Raw genomic sequence first — 21743 nt, forward strand, 5'->3', positions numbered from 1 at the left:
TACGTAGGGTCCGCGCGCGGGCGCTGGGTGGTCCCGGAAAGTCGGGGCACCCGCGGAGTTGGAGAACTGGGGACGGGGAGAGTCGACAGCATGGCGTCACGCCGGAACGAACTGAGCGCCTACACCTTCTCACGGAGGCGCACCGTCGCGGCCTTCCTCCAGCCCTCCGGCGGGGGCAACGAGGAGGACGCGCCCAAGCCCCGGCGCGCGGTGGTGCCCGGTCTGATCGTGGGAGCGGTGGCGGTCGCCGGGTTCGGCGCCTACGGCATGATCAAGCCGTCGGCGCCGCTGCACTGGGACACCGCCAACGCGGTGATCGTGGACAAGGAGACCACCACCCGGTACGTGATGATGGATCACGAACTGCACCCAGTGCTGAACATCGCCTCGGCGCGGCTGCTGCTGACCCCCGGCTCCACGGTGGAGGAGGTCGACGACAAGGTCCTCAACTCGGGCAAGGTCCCGCACGCCCCGACCGTCGGCATCCCCTACGCACCGGACAGCCTGCCGACGGCCAAGGACGCGGCCACGGCGAAGTCCTGGGTGGACTGCGAGCGCCCGGCCGCCGGCGGCCAGAACGCCACCGACCAGAAGCTGTTCGTGCTGGGCGGCCCCGACGCCGCCAAGGTCTCCGGAGCCGGCAGCGTCGGCGCGAACCAGGCCCTCTACGTCCGGGCCCCCAGCGGTACCTACCTGGTCGACTCGACCGGTACCGCGCACCAACTGGCCGCGGACAGCGGGCAGGACGAGCTGTTGGCCACGGTGGCCCTCGGCGCGACCGTCGGCCAGCCCCAGGTCGTGACCAAGGACTGGCTGGCCACGCTGCGCACGGGCGACCCCATCACCGTCCCCAAGGCGGACATCGCCGACTTCGGTGCGGCGGTGAACTTCCTGGGGCACGACTTCCACGTCGGCGACACCTTCCGGGTGGCCGAGGGCAACAACGCCTACCTGCACTACGTGGTGCTGCATGACGGCGTCCACCCGATGTCCGACTTCACCGACGGCCTGGTCCAGGCGCTGCACCCGGAGAAGACCACCGAGACCGTGATGTCCGCGGCCGCGGTCGCCGGGGCCAACAACAAGGGGGCCTTCGAAGGGGACAAGGACTGGCCGCTGAAGTCGGTGACCCAGGTGAACACCTCCGCCACCGGCGTGGCCTGCAGCGTCTACACGGGCGCCACGACCGCCGCCGGCGTCCCGGTGCTGGGCCTGTGGACCGGCTCGGGGTACCCGGTCGACAGTTCGTCGGGGACCGCGGGCGTCTACGTCACCCCCGGCACCGGGCTGCTGTTCCGCTCGGTCACCGGGACCAGCACCACGGCCGGTCCGGTCAGCCTGCTCACCGACACCGGTCTGCGCTACCCGGTTCAGCTCAACTCCGACGGCAGCAGCCCTTCCGCCGGCGCCTCGGCCGCCACGGGCAGCGGTTCGACCAGCACCGGCCAGAGCGGCCAGCAGCAGGACAACGCCCAGTCCCGGCTGGGGTACAGCGGCATCACGCCGCCGCCGGTCCCGGAGGCGTGGACCGGGCTGCTCTCGGCCGGTCCGGCACTCACCACCGCGGCGGCGGGCCAGCAGCAGGGCTCCTGAGTCTCCGTCAGCCCCTCGCGGTGCGGACCCGCAGGTCCGCGCAGGCAGCGGCGGTGCGTGTCCGCACCGCCCGCGCGGGACGGGAAAGTTGTCCACAGCCCGGTGTTGGGGGCGTTGCACATGACAGCTAGAGTGCTGTGGGACACCACCGTAGTGGTGTCGGCCGCCGGCGCCCGGTAGGGCGCCCGGTCTCGATGGTCTGTCTCATGGGGGACGGTGTACATGTCGGGTCAGTTCAGGACTACCGCCGATGAGATGCGGGCCTTTTCGGCACGCATCGCTGACGTCAACGCGCAGATCCAGGCCGAGCTCAGCCGGCTGGAGAGCCTGGTCAGCTCCATCACCTCGGGGTGGCAGGGTTCCGCCGCCTCGTCGTACAACACGCTTCAGGCGAAGTGGAACCAGGACGCGGCCAAGCTCAACAAGGTGCTCAACGAGATCAAGGACGCCATCGACGCCTCCTCGGCCTCGTACAGCGGCACCGAGCAGGAGCAGCAGTCCTCGATGAGCAAGATCGCTTCTGCTCTCGGCTGACCAGACCGCATCAACTCCACTGCCTGAGAAGGGGACAGCATGTCCGACAACGGCCACATCCTGGTCAATTTCTCCACCATCTCGAACGCCGCCGAAGAGGTGCGCAGCACCGCCGGTCGGGTCCAGTCGCAGCTCGACGACCTGCAGGCCGGCGTCTCCCGGATCGCCCAGAGCTGGGAGGGCAAGGCGCAGGAGGGCTACCAGGCCCGCCAGGCGGAGTGGAACTCCTCCGCCTCGGATCTGCACACCGTGCTGACGCAGATCGCCGCCGCGCTCGACAGCGCCGCGCAGAACTACCAGTCGACCGAGAACAAGAACGCCAGCATCTGGGGCTGACAGTCGCGGACGCCGTCGCCGTGCCGGGCCCGCCTGAGCGGGACCCGGCACGGCGCGTTGTTGCCGACGCCTTCTCGACCACGGACACCGCGGGGGATCGAACAGCAGTGAGCAGGCACCACCACCGCCGCCGTGCGGCGCTCCCGGCGCTGCTCGCCGCGGCCGCGCTGACCGTCACCGCGCCGGGACCCGCCATGGCCCTCGACCACCCCCCGCGCACCGCGCTCGCCTCGGACGGCCAGTGCGTCTTCCCGTCCGCGAACATCCCCGGCGAGCCCTGGTCGCTGCAGCGGGTGCTGCTGTCGCAGCTGTGGCGCTACGCCACCGGCAAGGGGGTGACCGTGGCGGTGATAGACACCGGTGTCGACAACACCAATCCGCAGCTCCGCGGCGCGGTCGTGGCCGGGACCAGCTACCTGACCGGCGACAAGGGCACGTCGTTCACCGACACCGTGGGCCACGGCACCATGGTGGCCGGCATCATCGCGGCCCGCCCGGCCCAGGGCACCGGATTCGTCGGACTGGCCAAGGACGCCACCATCCTGTCGCTGCGCCAGAACGACGGCCAGGGCAGCGGCGGCGACATCGAGAACATGGCCAAGGCCGTGGACGAGGCCGTGGCCAAGGGCGCCGGCGTCATCAACATCTCGCAGGACGTCTCCTCGAACGGCAAGCCGGTCTACCAGCCGGAGAGCGGGGACCTGGGCAAGGCCATCGCCAAGGCGATCCGGCACGGGGTCGTGGTGGTCGCGGCGGCCGGGAACGAGAACCTCTCGGATCCGACCTACCCGGCCGCGTTCCCCGGGGTGCTCGGTGTCGGCGCCTCGGACCGGGACAACGAACGTGCCGACGGCTTCTCCGAGACCGGCCCCTCGGTGCAGGTCGCGGCACCGGGCGTGGACATGGTCTCCACCGTGCCCAAGGGCGGCCAGTGCGTCGACTCCGGCACCAGCTTCGCCGCACCGTACGCGGCCGCGGTCGCGGCCCTGCTCAAGCAGAAGTACCCGACCTGGACCCCGGCGCAGATCATCGCCAGGATCGAGCAGACCGCGCAGCGCACCGACGCCGGCCGCAACAACTACGTCGGCTGGGGCGTCGTCGACCCGGTCGCGGCCCTCTCGGACGACTCCCCGCCGGAGTCCGCCGCGGTGCCCACGGTGCGCAGCAGGACCTCGGCAGCACCGCTGCAGCCGATGCCGATGGCGCTCGGCGAGACCCAGGCCGACCGCGACCGGCGGACCGCCGCGTACGTGCTGGGCGTCGGGCTGCTCGTGGTGCTGCTGATCACCGGAACCGCCGTGGTCGTCCGCGACATGCAGCGCCGCCGCACGGATTGAGCCGTACGGCGGCGCTGCTGGTCCTGCTCGGGCCGTCGGTCAGACGGCGGACTTCTCGTCCTCGGGGACGGTGATCACCCAGCGGGTCTCCGGCCGCGGCCGGAGGTAGAACACCCAGTACAGGGCGGCGGCGGCGGTGATGCCACCGGTGATCCACAGCGCCTCGGCGTCCTGCTGCTTCATGACGTAGGCGAGCACGGCCAGGATGATCACGGGAACGACCGGCCAGGCTGGCATCCGCCAGGCTCCGGACTCCTTGTGCTTTCCACGCCGTGCGCCCAGCGCCGCGACCGCGACGAAGCCGTAGAGCAGGGTCACCGCCACTCCGGTGACCAGGCTCAGGGTGTCCAGGTTGACGAAGCAGAGCACGGCACCGGGGACGCCGACGGCCAGGGTGGCCACCCAGGGGGCGCCGAAGCGGGAGCTGATGGTGGAGAAGGCCCGGTTGACCGGCTCGGGCCAGGCCTTGTCCCGGGCGGAGGCGTAGAGCACCCGGGAGTTCTGGATCACCATGACGATGGCCGCGTTGATGATGGCCAGGGCGACGCAGAGGCTGACGATGTTGCCGACGGTCGAGTTGGTCCAGGCGGTCACCATGCCGCTGATGTCGCCGTTGGCCAGGGCCGTGAGGCTGGGCGCGCCCAGGGTGATGGCGATGACCGGCACCAGGATCACGGCGGAGCCGATGACCAGGGTCCACATCACGGTGCGCGGGACGGTGCGCTGCGGGCGGTCCATCTCCTCGGACAGGTAGACGGCGGTGGAGAAGCCCTGGGTGATGAACAGCGCTCCGGCGAGCCCGACGATGATGGTGCTGGTGCCGACCGCGCCACCGGGCAGGTGCGGGTGGATCAGCACCGAGGCCGGCCGGTTGGCGTGGGCGAAGCCGAGCACCGCTACCAGCGAGGCCGCGGCGACCTCCAGGCACAGGAAGATGCCGGTGATCCAGGCGTTGGCGCGCAGGTCCAGCAGACCGACCAGGGTTGCAGCCAGCATGACCGCGGCGCCGCCGATCTTCGGGATCCACGACGACATGGTTGCCGGGTTGACGCCGAAGACCGGTGCCAGGTATTCGGCGGTGCCCATGGCGATGATCGGGGGAACGATCATGACCACGATCATCGCCTGGATGAACGCCAGCCATCCGGCGAAGCGGCCCACGGTGTGGCCGGCCATCGCGTACTCGCCGCCGGCGCTGGGGATCAGCGTGCCGAGCTCGGAGTAGCACCAGGCCACGCCCACGCACAGGACCATGGCGATCAACAGGGTCAGGGCGGTCCCGGTGCCGAGGCTGGCGAAGGAGAGCGGCACCAGCACGAACAGCGAGGAGGCCGGGGTCACGCACGACAGCGTGAGCAGGGTCCCGCCGACGACGCCGAGGGATCGCTTCAGCTTCTGGGGCTCGTCGGCCGGAGGGGCGTCCGCGATGCGGTCCTGGGGCGGACGGCTCAGGATGTCGGTCATGTGCGTTCCGATCGGATCGGTGGGGCTCTGGTGCGGGAGAAGCGGTATCGCCTCCGGTCGGATTGGCTGCTGCGAATCTGTCGCTCTCCGGCCGCCATGTAACCCCTGCCGTTAACGGGGCGTCAAGGGCGGATTTGCTTCGGATTTCGTTGTGCAGTGGCGAGGTTGCAACTGATGTGATGGCCCATCAGCGATCTGAGTCAAATGACCTCTTTGTCCATCTGCCTTTGTATCGATTGGCTTCCTGAAACTCTGCCTGCAATTGAAAGGGTGACTCTGCTGTCAACCTGTCATCCTTATGGATCTTTGCAGCCCTGCGAGGGCATGGAAAAAGGGGTCGCCGAGTGACGAATCACTCAGCGACCCCTTCGGATCGGACGGTCGTGTCCGGATAACGATTTACTGCTGCTGCCCGACCCACCCGGTCTGCACGGTGAACGTCCCGCGCCTGCGGGTGACCAGGACGCCCCGGCCCGGCGGCATCTGCTGCGGCCGGACGTTGCCCATCAGCACGCCCTCGTCGCGGTCGCCGGACAGCACGATGCCCTGCGCGCCCAGCTCCTTCAGCCGCTGCATCACCGGCTCGTAGAGGGCCCGGCCGGCGCCGCCGGAGCGGCGGGCGATGATGATGTGCAGCCCGATGTCCTTGGAGAACGGCAGCACCTCCAACAGCTGCTGCAGCGGGTTGCCGGTCGACGTGGCCACCAGGTCGTAGTCGTCGATGACCAGGAACAGCTCGGCGCCCGACCACCAGCTGCGGTCCCGCAGCTGCTCCTGGGTGACGTCGGGGCCGGGGATGCGGCGCTCCATCGAGCCCCTGATGTCGCCGAGGAACGCCTGCAGGGCCGGCTGCGCCGCCGCGTACTCCAGCAGGTGCGGGCTGGTGACCACCCCCAGCAGCGACCGCCGGTAGTCACCGATGACGATGCGGGCCTGTTCCGGGGTGTAGCGCTCGGTGATGCCCTTGAGCAGCAGCCGCAGCAGCGCCGTCTTCCCGGTCTCGCCGTCGCCGAAGACGATGAAGTGCGAGTCGGTGTCGAAGTTCAGGAACACCGGCGCCAGCGCGTTCTCGTCGATGCCGATGGCGATGCCCTGCTCGGGGTGCTCGAAGCCCTTGGGCAGCCGGTCCGCGGGCAGCACTGCGGGCAGCATCCGCACCTGCGGGGCGCGCGGGCCGGTCCAGGAGCTGTTCACGGCCTGGACGAAGGCGGTCACGCCGTCCGCGAGGTCGTCGATGCCGCCGGAACCGTCGATCCGCGGCAGTCCGCCCAGGAAGTGCAACTTGTCCGCGGTCAGGCCGCGCCCCGGCGCACCGGCCGGCACGTTCTGGGCGACCCTGCGGTCGATCTCCGACTCCATCGGGTCGCCGAGCTTGAGCTCGATCCTGGTCTGCAGCAGGTCCTTCAGCGCCGGACGGATCTCCCCGTAGCGGGAGGCGCCCACCACCACGTGCACGCCGTAGGCGAGACCGCGCTGGGCGATGTCGGTGACCAGCGGTTCCAGCAGCTCGAACTCCTGGCGGAAGGTGAGCCAGCCGTCGATCACCAGGAAGACGTCGCCGTACTGCTCGCCGGGGAGCGTGCCGTTCTTGCGACGGTTGCGGAAGGTCGCGATGGAGTCGATGCCCTGGGCCCGGAACAGCTCCTCGCGCTGGGTCAGCAGGCCGGAGACCTCGCTGATCATGCGGCGCACCTTGTCGGCGTCCAGCCGTCCGGCGACCCCGCCGACATGGGGCAGGTCCTGCATCCCGATCATGCCGCCACCGCCGAAGTCCAGCAGGTAGAACTGCACCTCGGCGGCGGTGTGGGTGAGCGCGAAGGAGCTGACCATGGTGCGCAGCAGGGTGGACTTGCCCGAGCGCGGACCGCCCACCACCATGCCGTGCCCGGCGGCCCCGGAGAAGTCCAGGTAGAGCAGGTCGCGACGCTGCTCGAAGGGCTTGTCGACCAGGCCGATCGGGGCCACCAGACGGCTGGTCCCGGCGTACTCGGGCGCGCACAGGCCCCGGTCCGGCACCGCTCCCAGCGGCGGCAGCAGCTGGTCCAGCGAGGGGGCCTCGCTGAGCGGCGGCAGCCACACCTGGTGCGCCGGCGGGCCCTGGCCCTCCAGCCGGTCCACGATCACGTCCAGCACGGTGTCCGCCAGCGCGTCGTCCTGGCGGCGCGGGGCCTCCGGCTCCATCTCGTTCAGCGGCAGCAGCGGCTTGGCCACCGGGGCGCCGGTGAACAGCACCGGGCGCTGCCTGCGCACCCGGCCTGTGGACTCCTGGACCGCGCCGCTGCGGTAGGGGCCGGACACGTAGGCGGCCTTGAACTGTGCCATCACATCGGTGCCGAACTTGAGGTAGCCGACGCCGGGCACCGGCGGCAGGTGGTAGGCGTCCGGAACGCCCAGCGCCGCCCGGGACTCGGCGGCGGAGAAGGTCCGCAGCCCGATCCGGTAGGAGAGGTAGGTGTCCAGGCCGCGCAGCCGGCCCTCCTCCAGCCGCTGCGAGGCCAGCAGCAGGTGCACGCCCAGGGACCGGCCGATCCGGCCGATCTGGATGAACATCTCGATGAAGTCGGGCTTGGCGGTGAGCAGCTCGCTGAACTCGTCGATGATCAGCAGCAGCGAGGGCAGCGGCTCCAGCGGGGCCCCGGCGGCGCGGGCCCGCTCGTAGTCGTGGATGTTGGCGTAGTTGCCGGCCGCGCGCAGCAGCTCCTGACGGCGGTTCAGCTCGCCGGTGATGGAGTCGCGCATCCGGTCGACCAGGGTGAGCTCCTCGGCCATGTTGGTGATGACCGCGGAGGTGTGCGGCATGTCCGCCATGCCGGCGAAGGTCGCACCGCCCTTGAAGTCGGCCAGGACGAAGTTCAGCACCTCCGAGGAGTGCGTCATCGCCAGGCCGAGCACCAGGGTGCGCAGCAGCTCCGACTTGCCGGAGCCGGTCGCGCCGACGCACAGGCCGTGCGGGCCCATGCCCTCCAGCGCCGCCTCCTTGAGGTCCAGCATCACCGGCTCGCCGCCGGCCCCCAGGCCGATCGGGACGCGCAGCTTCTCGTGCATCGGCCGCGGCCGCCAGGTCCGGGCCACGTCCACCGACATGGCGTCGCCGACGCCCATCAGATCGGTGAAGTCCAGGTTGGCCAGCAGCGGTTCGTCGTCGTCGCCGATCGAGGCCCGCAGCGGGGCCAGCTGCCGGGCCAGTGCCTCGGCCTGCCAGGCACTGAGCACGTCGGGCCGGCCGCGGTAGACGCTGCCGGTCGCCGAGGTCAGCTGCATCTCCTCGGGGCCCACCACCACGGCCAGGGCGCCGCGCGGTTCGTCCAGGTCGCCGGGGACGACTTCGATGACGGTCACCCCCTGCAGTCCTTCGCCGCTGGCCAGCACCGAGTCCGCGCCGACCGCGGCGCCGTCCAGGACCACGACCAGGTGCGGCTGCTCCGGGACCGGGGTCGCGTCGCGGTGGAAGCGGGCCCGGCCGGTCAGCTGGTCCGCGAGCATGTCCTCCAGGGCGTCCAGCGAGGTGCAGATCATGCGGGCGGATCCGGCCCCGTCCGACTCGCTGGGGTGCTGGACGTGGGGCAGCCACTTGGCCCACTCCCACTCGGGGCCGGCGCCGGGGGCGGCGGCGATGCCGATCATCAGATCGTCGGGGGAGTGCAGGGTGCTCAGCTGAGCGAGCGCGGCGCGCACGCTCCCGTACACGGTGTCCGGGTCACCGGAGACCGAGAGGTGGTAGAAGGCGCGCAGGGAGACGGCCAGCGGCAGGTCGGGCAGGGTGCCGTGGGCGGCGAGGAAGCTCTTCATCGCCTCGGCGGTCAGCGGCTCCAGCTCGTCCACCGGCGCCGTCTGCGGCGGGACCAGACGGGTCGACAGCTGCTGCGGTCCGGTGCCGATCCTGATCTGGGCGAAGTCGCTGTCACTGGCCCGGCGCTCCCAGAGCCGGCGGCCCTCGGCGACCACGGCCCACAGCTGGTCCGGGGCGGGGTGCAGGTAGAGCTGGGCGTCGCGCTGCTCGGTCGCGGTGCGGCGGACCTGCTTGCGCAGCTGGGCCAGGTACTTGAGGTAGTCGCGGCGCGCGTCCTCCATCTCCCCGCCGCCGCCCTTGCGCTGGGAGCTGATCTGGGCGACGGCCATGGCGACGGTCGAGGCGACCATCAGACCGCCCATCACCTTCATCATCATCTGCATGCCGGGCATGAAGAAGAAGGCGGCCGAACCCGCGGTGGCCAGCATCGGCAGCATGGACTGCCACCACTTGCCGCCGTCGCCGCGAGGGAGCTCGGGAGGCGATTCCAGGCGGACTTCCTCGCTCGGAACCGTGGGCGGGTGCGCCCGCGGCGGTCGCTTGACGGTTACCACGCTCAAGGTCGTACCAGCCTCGTCCTGTCGAGTCCCCTGACGGGCACGGGCGGTCGCCGCTGGCGCGCTCCCCGTGTCACCGCTCTCCGCAGGGGCCGATCCTAGTCCCTACCGTGACAGGGGCAGGCCAGGGGTCGGAACTCCCCACGCCCCCTATATAGGGAGCGGTCGTGCACATAGCGGTGGTGCGGTGGGCGCTCCGGCCGGGCACCGGCCCACCCGCGGATGCCGGTAGGGTGAGCGGCTGACAGAGGACAGCAAAGATTGCCAACGCGGCACTCACAGGGGGAGGGGCTCCGGGTGAGCACCAGCGCAGCCACCGGATTCTGCCGGGTCACCGTCGTCGCACCGGACAGCCGGATCGACGTCGCCCTGCCGGAGGACATCCCCCTGGCCGACGTCTACCCCGAGGTGCTGCGGCTGTCCGGGCAGACCCTGCCCGAGGGCGCGCCCACCGGGTTCCACCTGGTGCGCCGCGACGGCACGGTGCTGGACAGCAGCCTGCCGCTGATCGCCCAGCAGGTCCGCGACGGCGACCTGCTCAGCCTGCGCCCCTTCGCCGACTCGCTGCCCCCGGCGGTGTACGACGACGTGGCCGAGGCCATCGCCACCGCGGTCTCTGCCGACCGCAGCCTGTGGGGTCCGCAGCTGATGCGCGGCGCCGCGCTGATCGGTGGCGTGGTGCTGCTGGTGCTGCTGGGCTTCGCCCTGTGGTTCTGCGACCTGCGCCACGACATGCACTCCCTGCCGGGCCTGCTCTCCGGCGTCACCGCACTGGTGCTCACCGCGCTGGCCGGGGTCCGCGCCCGGGTCTACGACGACCGGGGCTCGGCGCTGGCGCTCGGGCTGGCCGCGCTGCCGCACGCGCTGATCGGCGGCTCCGGGATCATCGCGATCGACCAGAACCAGGCCATGACGAACGGGCCCGGCCGGGTCCAGTTCCTGGTCGGCTGCGTCGCCGTGCTGGTGCTGTCGGTGCTGCTCACCGCGCTGATGCCGGGCGGCGACGCGCCTTTCGTGGCCGCCACCGTGGTCTCCGCGGCCGGTACCGCGGCCACCTTCGCCGCCATCCTCACCGACGCCTCGGCCCGCCAGGTGGCCGCGGCCGCCGCGGTGGTCGCGGTGGCGCTGATCGGCTTCCTGCCCCAGCTCTCGGCCCGCTTCGCACGCCTCCCGGTCGCCTTCCACGCCCCGCAGCAGATCGACCCCCGCGCGAACGGCCGGCTCAGCAGCCAGGCCGCAGCCCAGGCCGCCGCCGAGGAGGACCCGGCCGACTACACCCGGATCGCCGCCAAGGCCCGTCGCGGCCACGAACTGCTGGTCGGACTGGTCGGCGGCTGCGCCGCCGTGGTCATCGGCAGCACCGCGGTCCTCGCCTTCACCGACAGCACCTGGCCGGAGGTGCTGGCGCTGGTCCTCGGCCTGAGCACGATGCTCCGGGCCCGTCTGTTCCGGCACACCACCCAGGTCATCTGCCTGCTCGGGGCCGGTCTGCTCAGCCTCGGCCTGCTGGTGGTCGGGATCTCGCTGAACCTGCAGGGCTTCCTGATCACCAACATGTCCAGGACCTCGACGGTGGACGTGCACATCCTGGGCCTGGGCGCGGCCATCGCCCTCGGCGCCGCACTGCTGGTGGCCGTCGCGCTGATCGTGCCCACCCGCGGGGTCTCCCCGTTCTGGGGCCGCATCCTGGACCTGGTCGACGGCCTGCTGCTGGTCTCGCTGATCCCGCTGGCACTGGCCGTCCTCGACGTCTACTCGACGGTCCGCAGCTTCACCAGCTGACGGCTGCGGAAGGGGCTGTCAAGGGGTACTCTGCCGCGCTGGTAGGCTGGTGCAGGGTCCAAGGCGTGTCCTTGGCCCCGCCCGCCGGGTTCCACGAGTTCCTGTGAAGCAGACCAGGACCACCCGGCAGCACTGAGACACCAAGGAGTTGCTGTGGCCCTCGACGCCGCTGTCAAGAAGCAGATCATGGACGAGTTCGGCACCAAGGAGGGCGACACCGGCTCCCCCGAGGTCCAGGTCGCCATGCTCAGCCGTCGTATCTCGGACCTGACCGAGCACCTCAAGACCCACAAGCACGACCACCACTCGCGTCGTGGCCTGCTGCTCCTCGTCGGCCAGCGCCGCCGTCTGCTGCAGTACCTGGCCAAGAAGGACATCGAGCGCTTCCGTACCCTGGTCGACCGCCTCGGCATCCGTCGCGGTGCCGCCGGCGCGGCCCGCTAGTACCTCGCCCGGGGGCGGCTCCCACTCGATGGGAGCCGCCCTTCGGCACATCCTGGTCCCGATCCCTCCTCCCGTGAACGGGAGGGGCCGCCCCGCGGAAATGATTGGGCAGGGCGCACGCGTGGGAAAGACTGCGTGCGTAAGGTGAGAACGAAGGGTGAAGCGCCCTCCGGTCGCGCGCGCCGCGCGTGACGACGAGAGGGCCCGACACCGCGGGACGACCGGACCGGTCGCCGCCCGCAAAGACGCGGAGCGTCCACACGCATCCCGACCGCCGGCGCCACCGGGCGCCGGTCCTCGGTAGTGGCCGCCGGAGGACCGAGCGCACCAGCGCCGCCCGTCCGGAGGCTTCGATCGAAGACCGGCCAGGGCCGCCACCAGGTCGATCGGTGCGGGGGCGCTCCACCTGAGGAATACGAAGGAGATCTTCCAGGTGGAAGACAACACCACGCACGAAGCCGTAGCCGTCATCGACAACGGTTCTTTCGGTACCCGCACCATCCGCTTCGAGACCGGTCGTCTCGCCAAGCAGGCCGCCGGCTCCGCCGTCGCCTACCTGGACGACGAGACGATGATCCTCTCGGCGACCAGCGCCTCGAAGCAGCCCAAGGACCACTTCGACTTCTTCCCGCTGACGGTGGACGTCGAGGAGCGGATGTACGCGGCCGGGCGCATCCCCGGCTCGTTCTTCCGTCGCGAGGGCCGCCCCTCCGAGGACGCGATCCTCACCTGTCGTCTGATCGACCGCCCGCTGCGCCCGTCCTTCGTCAAGGGCCTGCGCAACGAGATCCAGGTCGTCTGCACGATCATGGCGCTCAACCCCGACGACCTCTACGACGTCGTGGCCATCAACGCCGCCTCCGCCTCCACCCAGCTGGCGGGCCTGCCGTTCTCCGGCCCCATCGGCGGTGTCCGGGTCGCGCTGATCAAGGGCCAGTGGGTCGCCTTCCCGCGCCACAGCGAGCTGGAGGAGGCCGTGTTCGACATGGTCGTCGCCGGTCGCACCCTGGCCGACGGCGACGTCGCGATCATGATGGTGGAGGCCGAGGCCACCGCCAAGACGATCGAGCTGGTCAAGGGCGGCGCCACCGCCCCGACCGAGGACGTCGTGGCCGCCGGCCTGGAGGCCTCCAAGGTCTTCATCAAGGAGCTGTGCCGCGCGCAGTCCGAGCTGGCCGCCCACGCCGCCAAGCCCACCGGCGAGTTCCCGATCTTCCTGGACTACCAGGACGACGTGTTCGAGGCGCTCAGCGCCGCGGTCACCGAGGAGCTCGCGCAGGCGCTCACCATCGCCGGCAAGCAGGCCCGCGAGGCCGAGCTGGACCGGGTGAAGGGCCTCGCCTCCGACAAGCTGCTCCCGCAGTTCGAGGGCCGCGAGAAGGAGATCTCCGCCGCGTACCGCTCGCTGACCAAGAAGCTGGTCCGCCAGCGGGTCATCAAGGACAAGGTCCGCATCGACGGCCGCGGGGTCACCGACATCCGCACCCTGGCCGCCGAGGTCGAGGTCATCCCGCGCGTCCACGGTTCGGCCCTGTTCGAGCGCGGCGAGACCCAGATCCTGGGTGTCACCACGCTGAACATGCTCCGGATGGAGCAGCAGCTGGACACGCTGGCGCCGGAGACCCGCAAGCGCTACATGCACAACTACAACTTCCCGCCGTACTCCGTCGGCGAGACCGGCCGCGTGGGCTCGCCCAAGCGCCGCGAGATCGGCCACGGCGCGCTCGCCGAGCGTGCGCTGCTCCCCGTGCTGCCGACCCGCGAGGAGTTCCCCTACGCGATCCGTCAGGTGTCCGAGGCCCTCGGGTCCAACGGCTCCACCTCGATGGGCTCGGTCTGCGCCTCGACCATGTCGCTGCTGAACGCCGGTGTGCCGCTGAAGGCCGCCGTCGCCGGTATCGCCATGGGCCTGATCTCGCAGGAGATCGACGGCGAGACCCACTACGTCGCGCTGACCGACATCCTGGGCGCCGAGGACGCGTTCGGTGACATGGACTTCAAGGTCGCCGGCACCAAGACCTTCGTCACCGCGCTGCAGCTCGACACCAAGCTCGACGGCATCCCCGCCTCGGTCCTGGGCGCCGCGCTGAAGCAGGCCCACGACGCGCGTCTGCACATCCTCGACGTGATGAACGAGGCGATCGACGTCCCGGACGAGATGTCCGAGTTCGCGCCGCGCATCATCACCATCAAGATCCCGGTTGACAAGATCGGTGAGGTCATCGGCCCGAAGGGCAAGATGATCAACCAGATCCAGGAGGACACCGGCGCGGACATCACCATCGAGGACGACGGCACCATCTACATCGGTGCGGTCGACGGTCCCTCGGCGGAGGCTGCCCGTACGACGATCAACCAGATCGCCAACCCGACCATGCCGGAGGTCGGCGAGCGCTACCTGGGCACCGTGGTGAAGACCACGACCTTCGGCGCGTTCGTGTCGCTCATGCCGGGCAAGGACGGCCTGCTGCACATCTCGCAGATCCGCAAGCTCGCCGGTGGCAAGCGCGTGGAGAACGTCGAGGACGTGCTCGCCGTCGGCGCCAAGGTGCAGGTCGAGATCGCCGAGATCGACCCGCGCGGCAAGCTCTCGCTGATCCCCGTGGTCGAGGGCGAAGAGGCTCCGGCCGAGGCCGAGGCCAAGTAGCAGTACGGCACCACCCTGCGGCCCGGTCCCCCGTTCGGAGGACCGGGTCGCACCCCGTAGCCCAGCACCCGGCAACACCTGCCGGTGCTCGTCAGCGCCTAAGGAAGTCACGTGGCACAGCAGCCCACGGCTGCGCAGCAGCGCCCCGGTTCCACCAAGACCCTGCTCAAGGGCACGGACGGGGCCGGCGTCGTGCGCCGTACCGTCCTCCCCGGCGGCCTGCGGGTCGTCACCGAGACCCTGCCGACGGTGCGCTCCGCCGCCTTCGGCATCTGGGTCGGCGTCGGCTCGCGCGACGAGACACCGGTGCTCAACGGTGCCACGCACTACCTGGAGCACCTGCTCTTCAAGGGCACCGGGCGGCGCAGCGCCCTGGACATCTCCTCCGCGCTGGACGCGGTCGGCGGTGAGATGAACGCCTTCACCGCCAAGGAGTACACCTGCTACTACGCGCGGGTGCTCGACAACGACCTGCCGCTGGCCATCGACGTGGTCAGCGACATGCTGACCGGATCGCTGATCCGCCAGGAGGACATCGACACCGAGCGCGACGTCGTCCTCGAAGAGATCGCGATGACCGAGGACGACCCGGGGGACGTGGTCCACGACCTGTTCGCCCAGGTGATGTTCGGCTCCTCGCCGCTGGGACGACCGGTGCTCGGCACCGTCGACACCATCAACGCGCTCACCCGGGACCAGGTGGCCGGCTTCTACAAGCGCCGCTACCGCCCGGAGCACCTGGTCGTGGCCGCGGCGGGCAACGTCGACCACGCCAAGGTGGTCCGCCAGGTCGAGAGGGCCTTCGCCGCGGCGGGCGCGCTGACCCGAAGCGACACCGCCCCGGCCGAGCCGCGCGGCGGCACCCGCGCGCTGCGCACGGCGGGCCGGGTCGAGATCCTGGACCGGCCGACCGAGCAGGCCCACCTGGTCCTCGGCCTGCCCGGCCTGGCCCGCAACGACCCGCGCCGCTGGGCCCTCGGCGTGCTCAACTCCGCACTGGGCGGCGGCATGAGCTCCCGGCTGTTCCAGGAGGTCAGGGAGAAGCGCGGCCTCGCCTACTCGGTCTACTCGTACTCCTCCTCCTACGCCGACACCGGTCTGTTCGGGATCTACGCCGGCTGCCAGCCCAAGCGGGTCGAGGAGGTGCTGACGATCTGCCGCGCGGAGCTCCAGCGCGTGGCCGAGCAGGGCATCACCGAGGAGGAGCTGAGCCGGGCGATCGGCCAGATCTCCGGCTCCACCGTGCTGGGCATGGAGGACACCGGCTCGCTGATGTCCCGGATCGGCAAGGCCGAGCTCTGCTACGGCACCCACCTCTCGGTGGACGACCTGCTGGCGAAGATCTCCGCGGTGACCCTGGACGACGTCCGCGAGGTCGCCACGTCGGTGCTCGGCGGCTACAAGCCCTCACTGGCCGTCATAGGGCCGGTCAGCGGCAAACGCGCCGAACGCCTCACCGAGGCCCTCTAGCCCCGAAGGGCTGTCAGGGGCGCGGGGAACTGCGCTGCCAACCGACGCCCTGCCGTCACTTGCCCTCAGACAAGGAGTTGCACCCCGGATGACCACCCCTATCCGCGTCGCAGTAGTAGGCGCCACCGGTCGCATCGGCTCCGAGGCCGTCCGGGCCGTGGAATCCGCCCCGGACCTGGAACTGGTCGCGGCCCTCGGCCGGGCCGACAAGCGGGAGAAGCTCGTCGACGCCGGGGCGCAGGTAGCCATCGAGCTGACCCATCCGGACCAGGTCATGGCCAATGTCGAGTTCTGCGTCAACAACGGCATCCACGCGGTGGTGGGGACCACCGGGTGGACCCCGGAGCGCCTGGAAGCACTCAGAACCTGGCTGGCCGGTGCCCCCGGCACCGGGGTGCTGATCGCGCCCAACTTCTCCATCGGCGCGATCCTCACCATGCGCTTCGCCCAGCAGGCGGCCCGGTTCTACGAGTCCGTCGAGGTCGTCGAGCTGCACCACCGGAACAAGGCGGACGCCCCCAGCGGCACCGCCACCCGTACGGCCCAACTCATCGCGGCGGCTCGCGCCGAGGCCGGCCTGGCCCCGCAGGAGGACCCGACCACCCACGGCCTGGACGGCGCCCGCGGTGCGGACGTGGACGGGGTACCGGTGCACTCGGTGCGGCTGCGCGGCCTGCTGGCCCACCAGGAGGTGCTCTTCGGGGACCAGGGCGAGACGCTGACGATCCGTCATGACTCGCTGCACCACAGCAGCTTCATGCCCGGCATCCTGCTGGGCGTGCGCCGGGTGGTGGACGCGCCGGGGCTGACCGTCGGCCTCGAGAACTTCGTCTTCGAGGAAGCATGATCGCCAAGATCACCTATTTCGGCGTCTCGATCTGCCTGCTGCTGGGCTTCCTGGTCATCGTGGTGATCGGGGGCCAGCTGATGGCGACCGGCAACGGCCTGGCCATCGGCATGGGCGTCGCCGCCGAGGTGCTGGTGGTGCTGGGTGCCTGGTTCCTCTGGAAGACCTACCGCTTCGGCCGGCGCAGCGCCGCGCTGGCGCGGGCGCTGGAGGCCGAGGGCGGCCTCCCGGTGGACGAGCTGAAGCGCAGCGCCGGCGGTCGCATCGACCGGGACTCGGCGGACGCGGTCTTCGCCCGGCGCCAGGCCGAGACGGAGCGCACCCCGGAGGACTGGCGCGCCTGGTTCCGCCTGGCCGTCGCCTACGCGGACGCCCGTGACACCCCGCGCGCCCGCAAGGCGATGCAGCACGCCATCAAGCTCCACGACGGACCGGGGCGGGGAGCCCGGGGAGCACCGACCGCTGGCTGACGACCTGTTCGGCGGCGGGGACGGTCGCGTACTGAAGCTCGGTCAGGAGCGCGCCGCCCAGCCTCAGGGTGGTGCGCTCGCCGGTCGGGCGCAGCCCCTGGCGCTCGTAGAAGGAACGACCCCTGGCGTTGCCCTCCAGGACCCAGAGCACCTGCTGCCGGTGCCCGTCCGCCCTGAGGCGTGCGCAGGCGGCATCGAGCAGTGCCGCCCCCGCGCCGGTGGACCAGGCGTCCGGATGGGCGTACAGCGCGTACACCTCGCCCCGGGTCCCGCCGTGCTCCTCGCAGCCGTGGCCGCCGTCGCGGTAGTGGCTCGGCATCGGCCGTTCCGGGCCGGCCAGGGCGAAGGCGACGATCCGGTCGCCGCGCAGGGCCACCAGGTCGTGGTAGCCGGCCGGATTCCCCCGGAGCCTGCGCACCGCCCGGCCGACGGCCTCGGGACCGGTGTCCATGGCGTCCAGGTAGGCAGGCGGCATCAGGTCCGCGTAGGCGGCGCGCCAGGACGCGGCGCGCAGCCGCACCACCTCGGCGACGTCCGCTGCTTCCACATCCCGGACCTGGGGTTGTTCCAGTCGTTCCGACATACCCTCCCTTTCCTGTGTCCCAGGGTAGGGAGTCGGACGGCCGACCTGTCCCCCCGGCGCCGCTAGGCTGGCCCGCGGCCGTAACCGGCCCGGACGCAGCACCGCACCACCGAAAGGACGCAGCAGGTGACCGACGAAGCCCCCGCCGTACCGGAGCCGATCTTCAGGGACGACGTCACCGTCGAGCTCGTGCGCAGCAGTGCGCAGGACGCCGACGTGCTGTTCGCCGCTCGGGTGTCCACCGCCGGCGAGCAGTCCATCGACGAGCTCGGAAAGGACCCGGCGCGCTCCAAGGGGCTGATCAACTACCTGATGCGCGACCGCCACGGCACCCCGTTCGAGCACAACTCGATGACCTTCCTGGTGAGCGCCCCGATCTTCGTCTTCCGGGAGTTCCACCGGCACCGCAGCGGCTGGAGCTACAACGAGGAGAGCGGCCGCTACCGCGAGCTGCAGCCGGTCTTCTACGTCCCCGCCGCCGAGCGCAAGCTGGTGCAGAAGGGCCGCCCCGGCAAGTACGAGTTCTTCGAGGGCACGGCCGACCAGTACAAGGCCGTGAGCTCCGCGATGGAGGACTCGTACCGCCAGTCCTACGCCGCCTACCAGGCGATGCTCGCCGAGGGCGTGGCCCGTGAGGTGGCCCGTGCGGTGCTGCCGGTGGGTCTCTTCTCGTCCATGTACGCGACCTGCAACGCCCGCTCGCTGATGCACTTCCTCTCGCTGCGCACCAAGGACGAGCGGGCCAAGGTGCCCTCGTTCCCGCAGCGGGAGATCGAGATGGTGGCGGAGAAGATGGAGGCGAAGTGGGCCGAACTGATGCCCCTGACGCACGCCGCCTTCAACGAGCACGGACGGGTCGCGCCCTAGGGACAGCGGCGTTGTGGGGGTTCTTGTCTCACATGGAGTCAGATCTCTCATATGTCCCATTTGCGGGATATCGCACTGTTCCTTAGTCTCAGAACACGAGCCCCGGTGCCGCCTGAACCCCCGAGCAGGCGGCACCGGGCTCCTCATTCCCGTTTCTCCTGATGGACCGCCTGTGCTGGGACGCACCGGCAACGAGTAGCGTTGGGTTCATGGCTCCGACCTCCACCCCCGAGATCCCCTTCGGCAGGGCGCTGACCGCGATGGTGACCCCGTTCACCGCCGACGGTTCCCTCGACCTCGAAGGCGCCCAGCGTCTGGCGGCCCATCTGGTCGCCGCGGGCAACGACGGACTCGTCGTGAACGGCACCACCGGCGAATCGCCCACCACCACCGACGCCGAGAAGAGCGCGCTGGTCAGGGCCGTGGTGGAGGCTGTCGGAGACCGCGCCCACGTGGTCGCGGGGGTGGGAACCAACGACACCCGCCACTCGGTCGAGCTGGCCCACCAGGCCGAGCAGGTCGGCGCGAACGGCCTGCTGGTCGTGACGCCGTACTACAACAAGCCGCCGCAGGAGGGTCTGCGCCGGCACTTCACCGCGGTCGCCGACGCCACCGGCCTCCCGGTGATGCTCTACGACATTCCGGGCCGCAGCGGTGTCCCCATCGACACCGAGACGCTGGTCCGTCTGGGCGAGCACCCCCGGATCGTCGCCAACAAGGACGCCAAGGGCGACCTCGGCGCGGCCGGCTGGGCGATCTCCCGCAGCGGTCTGGCCTGGTACTCCGGCGACGACATGCTCAACCTGCCGCTGCTCTCGATCGGTGCGGTCGGGTACGTCAGCGTCGTCGGCCATGTGGTCTCGGCGGAACTGCGTGACATGCTGGACGCCCACCTCGCGGGCGACGTGGCCAAGGCCGCGGAGATGCATCAGCGCCTGTTGCCGGTTTTCACCGGTATGTTTCGTACTCAAGGCGTGATCACCACCAAGGCTGCCCTGTCCCTGCAGGGCCTCCCGGCCGGTCCGCTGCGACTGCCGCTGGTCGAGGCCACTGACGCTGAGATCGAACAGCTGAAGAAGGATCTTGCCGCCGGAGGGGTACACCTCTGACACCGGAGGGGTACACCTCCGAACAACAGACTTCCACGTCCTGCCCGCCCGCCGGAACTGTGACGTGTTGCACCACGGAAAAGAAGAAACGATGCCGCCCGCACTGTGCGCCCAACCGGGGTGCGCGGTGCGCGCGGAGAGGAGAGACTTTTGAGCCATCCGCACCCTGACCTGGGCACCCCGCCGCCGCTCGCCGAGGGGGCGCTCCGCGTCACCCCGCTGGGCGGACTCGGTGAGATCGGCCGCAACATGACGGTTTTTGAGTACGGCGGCCGCCTGCTCATCGTCGACTGCGGCGTCCTGTTCCCCGAGGAGCAGCAGCCCGGCGTCGACCTGATCCTGCCCGACTTCACCTCCATCCGGGACCGGCTGGACAAGATCGACGGCATCGTCCTCACCCACGGGCACGAGGACCACATCGGCGCCGTTCCGTACCTGCTCCGCGAGAAGCCCGACATCCCGCTGATCGGCTCCAAGCTGACGCTGGCGCTGATCGAGGCCAAGCTCACCGAGCACCGCATCCGGCCGTACACGCTGGAGGTGAAGGAGGGCGAGCGCGAGCGCATCGGCGCGTTCGACTGCGAGTTCATCGCGGTGAACCACTCCATCCCGGACGCGCTCGCCGTCGCCATCCGCACCCCGGCCGGCATGGTCGTCGCCACCGGCGACTTCAAGATGGACCAGCTGCCGCTCGACAAGCGGCTCACCGACCTGCCGACCTTCGCCCGTCTGGGTGAGGAGGGCATCGACCTGCTGCTGGTGGACTCCACCAACGCCGAGGTCCCCGGGTTCATCGCGCCGGAGCGGGACATCGGCCCGGTGCTCCAGCAGGTCTTCGACCGCGCCGACAAGCGGATCATCGTGGCCAGCTTCGCCAGCCACGTCCACCGCATCCAGCAGGTCCTGGACACCGCCCACGAGTTCGGCCGCAAGGTCGCCTTCGTCGGCCGCTCCATGGTCCGCAACATGGGCATCGCCCGTGACCTCGGCTACCTCAAGGTGCCGGGCGGCCTGGTCGTCGACGTGAAGACGCTGGACGACCTGCCCGACGAGGACGTGGTGCTGATCTGCACCGGTTCCCAGGGCGAGCCGATGGCCGCGCTGTCGCGGATGGCCAACCGCGACCACCAGATCCGCATCGTCGAGGGCGACACCGTCATCCTCGCGTCGTCGCTGATCCCGGGCAACGAGAACGCGGTCTACCGCGTGATCAACGGCCTGACCAGGTGGGGCGCGGACGTCGTGCACAAGGGCAATGCCAAGGTGCACGTCTCGGGCCACGCATCGGCCGGCGAGCTGCTGTACTTCTTCAACATCTGCAAGCCGCGCAACCTGATGCCGGTCCACGGCGAGTGGCGGCACCTGCGGGCGGTCTCCGAGCTCGGCCAGAAGACCGGCATCAGCAAGGACCACATCGTCATCGCCGAGGACGGCGTGGTGATCGACCTGGTCAACGGCTCCGCCAAGATCGTCGGCAAGGTCCAGGCCGGCTACGTGTACGTCGACGGTCTCTCGGTCGGCGACATCAGCGAGGGCTCGCTGAAGGACCGCCGCATCCTCGGTGAGGAGGGCATCATCTCGGTCTTCCTGGTGGTGGACTCCAACACCGGGAAGATCACCGCGGGCCCGAACATCCAGGCCCGCGGCTCCGGCATCGACGACGACGCCTTCGGCCCTGCCATCGCCAAGATGCAGGACGCACTGTCGCGCTCGGCGCAGGACGGCGTCATCGAGCCCCGCCAGGTCCAGCAGCTGGTCCGCCGGGTCCTCGGCAAGTGGGTGTCCGACACCTACCGTCGCCGCCCGATGATCCTCCCGGTGGTCGTGGAGGTCTGATCCCTCCGACTGCCTGAGAGGGCCCGTGCAGACCCCTGGTCTGCACGGGCCCACTCCGTTCCGGGCTCCGGTTCCCC

Annotated in this window: 16 protein-coding genes; 13 read left to right on the forward strand and 3 right to left on the reverse strand. The window is 70.5% G+C overall.

Going from position 1 to position 21743, the window contains the following annotated elements; genetic code table 11:
- The first annotated feature begins 90 nt into the window (after nucleotides 1-90).
- The 4 genes from eccB to mycP all read left to right on the forward strand — a co-directional run bounded on the left by eccB (nucleotide 91) and on the right by mycP (nucleotide 3800).
- Nucleotides 91-1593, forward strand: a complete 1503-nt coding sequence (gene eccB / locus ABUW04_RS39380; RefSeq protein ID WP_380569116.1) for a type VII secretion protein EccB — start codon at nucleotides 91-93, stop codon at nucleotides 1591-1593.
- 222 nt (nucleotides 1594-1815) lie between these two features.
- Nucleotides 1816-2127 carry a WXG100 family type VII secretion target gene (locus tag ABUW04_RS39385; protein ID WP_030265590.1) on the forward strand — a complete coding sequence of 104 codons (312 nt, stop codon included), beginning with the start codon at nucleotides 1816-1818 and terminating at the stop codon, nucleotides 2125-2127.
- Between the two features lie 39 nt (nucleotides 2128-2166).
- Complete coding sequence (locus tag ABUW04_RS39390; protein WP_030265587.1) at nucleotides 2167-2463, forward strand: WXG100 family type VII secretion target; 297 nt, start codon at nucleotides 2167-2169, stop codon at nucleotides 2461-2463.
- Between the two features lie 107 nt (nucleotides 2464-2570).
- Nucleotides 2571-3800 carry a type VII secretion-associated serine protease mycosin gene (gene mycP / locus ABUW04_RS39395; protein WP_380569118.1) on the forward strand — a complete coding sequence of 410 codons (1230 nt, stop codon included), beginning with the start codon at nucleotides 2571-2573 and terminating at the stop codon, nucleotides 3798-3800.
- A 39-nt stretch (nucleotides 3801-3839) separates the two neighbouring features.
- Here mycP and ABUW04_RS39400 read toward each other — a convergent pair whose 3' ends face one another.
- Nucleotides 3840-5264, reverse strand: coding sequence for an APC family permease (locus ABUW04_RS39400; protein WP_380569120.1), 1425 nt, complete (start codon nucleotides 5262-5264; stop codon nucleotides 3840-3842).
- 399 nt (nucleotides 5265-5663) lie between these two features.
- Nucleotides 5664-9614, reverse strand: coding sequence for a type VII secretion protein EccC (locus ABUW04_RS39405; protein ID WP_030265577.1), 3951 nt, complete (start codon nucleotides 9612-9614; stop codon nucleotides 5664-5666).
- 294 nt (nucleotides 9615-9908) lie between these two features.
- Here ABUW04_RS39405 and eccD point away from each other — a divergent pair, with 294 nt between their 5' ends.
- The 6 genes from eccD (at nucleotide 9909) to ABUW04_RS39435 (ending at nucleotide 17271) form a co-directional block, all read left to right on the forward strand.
- Nucleotides 9909-11393 carry a type VII secretion integral membrane protein EccD gene (gene eccD, locus ABUW04_RS39410; RefSeq protein WP_030265573.1) on the forward strand — a complete coding sequence of 495 codons (1485 nt, stop codon included), beginning with the start codon at nucleotides 9909-9911 and terminating at the stop codon, nucleotides 11391-11393.
- 153 nt (nucleotides 11394-11546) lie between these two features.
- The gene (rpsO, locus tag ABUW04_RS39415) at nucleotides 11547-11837 is read left to right on the forward strand and encodes a 30S ribosomal protein S15 (protein WP_030265570.1); all 291 of its coding nucleotides are present in this window, start codon (nucleotides 11547-11549) and stop codon (nucleotides 11835-11837) included.
- A 433-nt stretch (nucleotides 11838-12270) separates the two neighbouring features.
- On the forward strand, nucleotides 12271-14484 hold the full coding sequence (locus ABUW04_RS39420) for a polyribonucleotide nucleotidyltransferase (protein WP_030265567.1): 2214 nt from the start codon (nucleotides 12271-12273) through the stop codon (nucleotides 14482-14484).
- A gap of 111 nt (nucleotides 14485-14595) precedes the next feature.
- A complete protein-coding gene (locus ABUW04_RS39425) occupies nucleotides 14596-15954 on the forward strand; it encodes a M16 family metallopeptidase (protein WP_030265559.1) in 1359 nt (452 codons plus the stop codon).
- Nucleotides 15955-16042: 88 nt separating this feature from the next.
- The gene (dapB, locus tag ABUW04_RS39430) at nucleotides 16043-16801 is read left to right on the forward strand and encodes a 4-hydroxy-tetrahydrodipicolinate reductase (protein WP_380569123.1); all 759 of its coding nucleotides are present in this window, start codon (nucleotides 16043-16045) and stop codon (nucleotides 16799-16801) included.
- Nucleotides 16798-17271: a hypothetical protein gene (locus ABUW04_RS39435; RefSeq protein ID WP_380569126.1), complete on the forward strand. Its 474-nt coding sequence runs from the start codon at nucleotides 16798-16800 to the stop codon at nucleotides 17269-17271. Before dapB ends, ABUW04_RS39435 begins: the two co-directional genes overlap by 4 nt.
- On the opposite strand, the gene ABUW04_RS39440 is transcribed toward ABUW04_RS39435, so the two are convergent.
- The gene (locus tag ABUW04_RS39440; protein ID WP_051726550.1) at nucleotides 17216-17854 is read right to left on the reverse strand and encodes a GNAT family N-acetyltransferase; all 639 of its coding nucleotides are present in this window, start codon (nucleotides 17852-17854) and stop codon (nucleotides 17216-17218) included. The two genes, ABUW04_RS39435 and ABUW04_RS39440, sit on opposite strands and share 56 nt — an antisense overlap.
- A gap of 126 nt (nucleotides 17855-17980) precedes the next feature.
- Between ABUW04_RS39440 and thyX the strand changes: the two genes are divergently transcribed.
- The 3 genes from thyX to ABUW04_RS39455 all read left to right on the forward strand — a co-directional run bounded on the left by thyX (nucleotide 17981) and on the right by ABUW04_RS39455 (nucleotide 21666).
- Nucleotides 17981-18721: an FAD-dependent thymidylate synthase gene (gene thyX / locus ABUW04_RS39445; protein WP_030265547.1), complete on the forward strand. Its 741-nt coding sequence runs from the start codon at nucleotides 17981-17983 to the stop codon at nucleotides 18719-18721.
- A 209-nt stretch (nucleotides 18722-18930) separates the two neighbouring features.
- Entirely contained in the window at nucleotides 18931-19830 is a 900-nt protein-coding gene (gene dapA, locus ABUW04_RS39450) for a 4-hydroxy-tetrahydrodipicolinate synthase (RefSeq protein WP_380569128.1), read from the forward strand.
- 150 nt (nucleotides 19831-19980) lie between these two features.
- Nucleotides 19981-21666 (forward strand): ribonuclease J, encoded by a 1686-nt coding sequence (locus ABUW04_RS39455; RefSeq protein WP_030265541.1) that lies wholly within the window; start codon nucleotides 19981-19983, stop codon nucleotides 21664-21666.
- The last annotated feature ends 77 nt before the right edge of the window (nucleotides 21667-21743 follow it).

Source organism: Streptacidiphilus jeojiensis, assembly GCF_042510965.1.
GTDB lineage: Bacteria > Actinomycetota > Actinomycetes > Streptomycetales > Streptomycetaceae > Streptacidiphilus > Streptacidiphilus jeojiensis.